3 protein-coding genes and 1 pseudogene are annotated in these 4500 nt (G+C 71.4%); 3 read left to right on the forward strand and 1 reads right to left on the reverse strand.

The window, feature by feature from the left end; all coding sequences use genetic code 11:
• Positions 1-192 precede the first annotated feature (192 nt).
• A complete protein-coding gene (locus tag B4M60_RS00730) occupies positions 193-831 on the reverse strand; it encodes a TetR/AcrR family transcriptional regulator (protein WP_291079446.1) in 639 nt (212 codons plus the stop codon).
• A 140-nt stretch (positions 832-971) separates the two neighbouring features.
• Between B4M60_RS00730 and B4M60_RS00735 the strand changes: the two genes are divergently transcribed.
• The 3 genes and pseudogenes from B4M60_RS00735 to B4M60_RS00745 all read left to right on the forward strand — a co-directional run.
• The gene (locus B4M60_RS00735; RefSeq protein WP_291079447.1) at positions 972-2306 is read left to right on the forward strand and encodes a D-arabinono-1,4-lactone oxidase; all 1335 of its coding nucleotides are present in this window, start codon (positions 972-974) and stop codon (positions 2304-2306) included.
• 103 nt (positions 2307-2409) lie between these two features.
• Entirely contained in the window at positions 2410-3105 is a 696-nt protein-coding gene (locus tag B4M60_RS00740; protein WP_291079448.1) for a hypothetical protein, read from the forward strand.
• A 565-nt stretch (positions 3106-3670) separates the two neighbouring features.
• A pseudogene (locus B4M60_RS00745) lies at positions 3671-4500 on the forward strand (2-oxo acid dehydrogenase subunit E2); the annotation flags it as partial.

Here is a 4500-nt window from a genome sequence, read left to right on the forward strand (position 1 = left end):
AGGACGCCCCGGCACCGCACCGACTTGCTGGCGATCCGGATCCTCGTCCCCCCGGCGCGGGTCGTGAGATCGGCGAGGTTCGCGCGCAGGCTGGGCAGGTGGAGAGCGGCGAGGGGGGCGTCGAGCCCGGCGGTCGCGGACTCCACGGCATCGAGCGCGTCCCGCACGTCCGGCACCCGCGCACCCCGGCCGCTAGGCGCCATCGGCCGGACGCGCGTTGGCGACCACCAGATCGACGGCACGGTGGAGCAACGTGTTGGCCTCGTCGTCGTCCCGGTAGATCTGCCACCGCAGTCCGACGCCGGAGATGATGGCCATGACCACGCGCACCATGTCGTCCAGGCCCATGGCCCAGCACATCCCCGCGGACTCCGCCGTGCGTTCGAGCACCGACCGGACGATCGCCTCGTTGGAGTGCTGCTGGTCCCGGGCCAGGCCGCGCTCCGGCAGACCGAACGTGCGCAGGGAGTAGGAGATGATCTCGTAGCTGAGCAGCTGCCGGTCCGGGGAGGCGGTGATGACGGCCCAGATGAGGTCGATCGCGTCGTAGAGCCTCCGGCGCAGACCCTCCTCGCCGCGGACCGCCGAATCGAAGTCGACGCTGACGAACGCCGTGGCGGCCTGGTGGACCTCGGCGTTGACGGTCCCGATCAGCTCGCGCAGCAATTCCTCCTTGTCGGTGTAGCAGTAGTGGACCACGCCGAGGGAGACCCCGGCCCGCTCCGCCACCCCGCGCACGGTCACGGCGGCCAACCCGTCGTGCTCGGCGATCTCGAGGGCGGCACGGAGGAGTTGCGCTCGGCGCTGATCGGCGGGAAGTCGTCTGGTCACCCGTCCATGGTACGACGACGAGGTCCTCGTTGACACCGTTCACAGCGACCACCCCGACCGCACGACGACCCGGATCCGGACCGGCCATCCCTCGGCCGGGGCGGCCCCTCGTCCCGCCCGGGCGGGTAATCTCCGCTCCCATGACCACCTCGAGTGCACCGTGGCAGAACTGGGCCGGAAACGTCCTCGCCTCCCCGTCCGGGCGGGCCCGACCGACGACGGTCGCGGAGGTCACCGCGGTGGTGACGGAGGCCGCGGACCGGGGCAGCCGGGTCAAGTGCGTGGGCGCCGGGCACTCCTTCACCCCGGCCGCCGCGACCGACGGCGTCCTGGTCTCGCTGGACGACCTCACCGGGATCGAGTCGATCGTCCCCACCCTCGACGCGGACGGGCGGGTCGACGGGGCCGACGTGACGGTCTGGGCGGGCACGCGCCTGCACAGGCTCGGCCCCCTGCTGTGGGACCTCGGGCTGGCCCAGCCCAACCTCGGGGACTTCGCCGAACAGTCCCTGGCCGGGGCGGTGTCCACGGGCACCCACGGGACGGGGTGCAGCGCCCCCGGACTCCCCGCGACCGTCGTCGGGCTCCAGCTGGTCACCGCCGACGGGACCGCCCTCACGTGTTCGAGGACGTCGCACCAGGACGTCTTCGAGGCGGCGCGGCTCGGGATCGGCGCGCTCGGGATCATCACCAAGATGACGATCCACTGCGTGCCCGCGTTCGCGCTGCGGGCCGAGGAACGCCCGTGGACCCTCTCCGCCGCGCTGGAGGACCTCGAGGGCTTCGCGCGCTCGGCCGACCACGCCGAGTTCTTCTGGTTCCCCCACACCGACGCCGTCAACGTCAAGCGCAACACCCGGCTCCCCGGTGACACCGCCCTCAGGCCGGTGGGCAGGATCCGGGAGCTGGTCAGTGACGAGTTGCTGTCCAACGAGGTGTTCGGTGCCCTGTGCCGCGCCGCGGCCCGACGCCCGTCGCTGACGCCCCGGCTCAACCGCGTCGCCTCCGGTGCGTTGTCGGCGCGGACCTTCACCGACCGCAGCTACCGCGTGTTCGCCTCGCCACGTCGCGTCCGCTTCCGGGAGATGGAGTACGCGGTGCCCGTGGACGCCGCCTCCGCCGTCCTCCGGGACCTGCGCGAGGCGATCGACCGCTCCGGCATCGTCACGCCGTTCCCCGTGGAGGTGCGGTTCGCCGCCGCGGACGACGTCTGGCTCTCCACCGCGTACCGCAGGGAGGTCTGCTACATCGCCGTGCACCAGTTCCACCTGATGGACCACACGGAGCTCTTCCGGCTCGCCGAGGAGATCTTCCTCGCCGCGGGCGGCCGCCCCCACTGGGGCAAGATGCACACCCGGACCGCGGCCGACCTGTCGCACATGATCGAGCACTTCGGCGACTTCGTGTCCGTCCGGGACCGTCTCGATCCGGACCGCGTCTTCGGCAACACCTACACCGAGCGCGTGCTGCCGTGACGTACCCCGCCTCCCCGATCTCCGTACGGTGGTGAGACAACGCGGGCCGCTCAGGACACCCGTCCACGCGGTCTCTTCCGCGACCACACCCGAGGAGTGCCCCATGGCCGACCGCGCCCCCGCAGAAACCGAGCTCGCAGGACCCGTCGCCGGGGTCATCACGGCGGTCCTGCGCCGGGCCATCCGGACCCAGTCCGGTGTGGCACGGGCGTACGTGCGGCTGATCCGCGAGCGCCATCCCGATCAGAGCCCCGCGCAGATCCGCAGGACACTGGACTCGCGGTTCCTCGCGATGGTCACCGTGTCCGGCGTCGCGGTCGGCGCGGCCGGCGCCGTGCCCGGGGTGGGCACCGTCGTCGCGGTCGGCGCGATCGGCGCCGAGTCGATCGTCTTCCTCGAGGCCGCCGCGTTCTACACGCTCGCCGTGGCCGAGGTCCACGGACTGGACGTGCGCGACGGCGATCACGAGGAACTGCTCGTGATGACGGTCATGCTGGGCGCCTCGGGCACGGCGATCCTGTCGAACGCGATCAGCTCGGGCGGCGGGTCGACCGCCGGCGGCTCCCTCGCCGCCCGGTCACTGCGCATCCCCGGGCTCAAGGAGGTCAACCGTCGGATGGTGTCCCGGTTCGTCCGGAAGTTCGCCGTCAGGCGCGCCACCCTCGCGATGGGCAAACTCGCCCCGGCGGGGATCGGCGCCGCGGTGGGCGGCTGGGGGAACCGCAGGCTCGGGCGGGTCGTGGTGGACACCGCCGACGCGACCTTCGGCGCACCCCCGGAGGCGTGGCCCGCCGCGTGACCGGGCGGACGGACCTCGGTGACGCATCCCCCTGTCAGGTGAGATCGCAAGGCCGAGAACGCGCGGAGCGTCTAGCCTGGGTCCATCGGCGTGTGAAACCCACCACAGATCAGAGAGGCACCACAGCATCGTGAGCAACAACGTCTCACAGTTCGGACAGAACCAGTGGCTCGTGGACGAGATGTACGAGCGCTTTTCGCAGGACCCGTCCTCCGTGGACACGTCCTGGCACGAGTTCTTCGACGCGAACCCCGGGGCCGCCTCTCCCCCCGGTGGGGGTTCGTCCAACGGCACGGCGCCCGGCCGGCCCCGGGCGCGCGGGGGTGACGACGCCACCCCGGTCCCGGCGGCCGCCGAGACCTCGGAGACGACCGTGCACGACGTCACACCGGACGCCACCGCGGCGGATGTGGCGGCCAAGCCGGCGGCGGACTCCGCTCCCGCTCGCAAGGCACGGGGGCAGGGCGTCCCCGCCCCGGTGCGCACGCCCGAGACCCGGAACAAGCCCGACGCGCCCGCCGCCAGGCGGACGACCCGGCCCGAGTACGCGCCGCCGGAGGAGGCCCAGAACACGGTCCTCCGTGGTCCCGCCAACGCGATCGTCAAGAACATGAACGCGTCGCTGTCCCTGCCCACCGCGACGTCCGTCCGGGCGGTACCGGCCAAGCTGATGATCGACAACCGCGTCGTCATCAACAACCACCTCAAGCGCACGCACGGCGGCAAGATCTCCTTCACCCATCTCATCGGGTACGCGATGGTGCAGGCCGTGAAGGCCTACCCCAACATGAACAACCACTTCGAGGAGATCGAGGGCAAGCCGAACACCGTCACCCCGACCGGGATCAACCTCGGTCTGGCGATCGACATGAAGACCAAGTCGGGTCGCTCCCTCGTCGTGGCCGCGATCCGGAAATGCGAGTCGCTGGACTTCCGCGGCTTCCTCGACGCGTACGAGGACATCGTGGCCCGCGCCCGCGTGGGCAAGCTCACGATGGACGACTTCTCGGGCGTCACCATCTCCCTGACCAACCCCGGCGGCATCGGCACCGTGCACTCCGTGCCCCGCCTCACCGTGGGTCAGGGCGCCATCCTCGGCGTGGGGGCCATGGAGTACCCGGCCGAGTTCCAGGGTGCGAGCGAGGAACTGCTGGCCAAGAACGCCATCGGCAAGGTCACCACGCTCACCTCCACCTACGACCACCGGATCATCCAGGGTGCCGAGTCCGGCGAGTTCCTGCGCGAGATCCACCGCCTGCTGCTCGCCGACGAGTTCTACGACGAGATCTTCGACGTCCTGGGGATCCCCTACGAGCCGGTCCGGTGGCGTCAGGACATCACCGACCCGCGCGTGGACAAGGACGCCCGCGTCCTCGAGCTCATCGCGGCCTACCG

Source organism: Dietzia sp. UBA5065, from assembly GCA_002415925.1.
GTDB lineage: Bacteria > Actinomycetota > Actinomycetes > Mycobacteriales > Mycobacteriaceae > Dietzia.

Bases quoted from the DNA above. Each gene is read 5' to 3' on its own strand.
- B4M60_RS00735 (WP_291079447.1), top strand. From the start codon at position 972: ATGACCACCTCGAGTGCACCGTGGCAGAACTGGGCCGGAAACGTCCTC.
- B4M60_RS00740 (WP_291079448.1), top strand. From the start codon at position 2,410: ATGGCCGACCGCGCCCCCGCAGAAACCGAGCTCGCAGGACCCGTCGCC.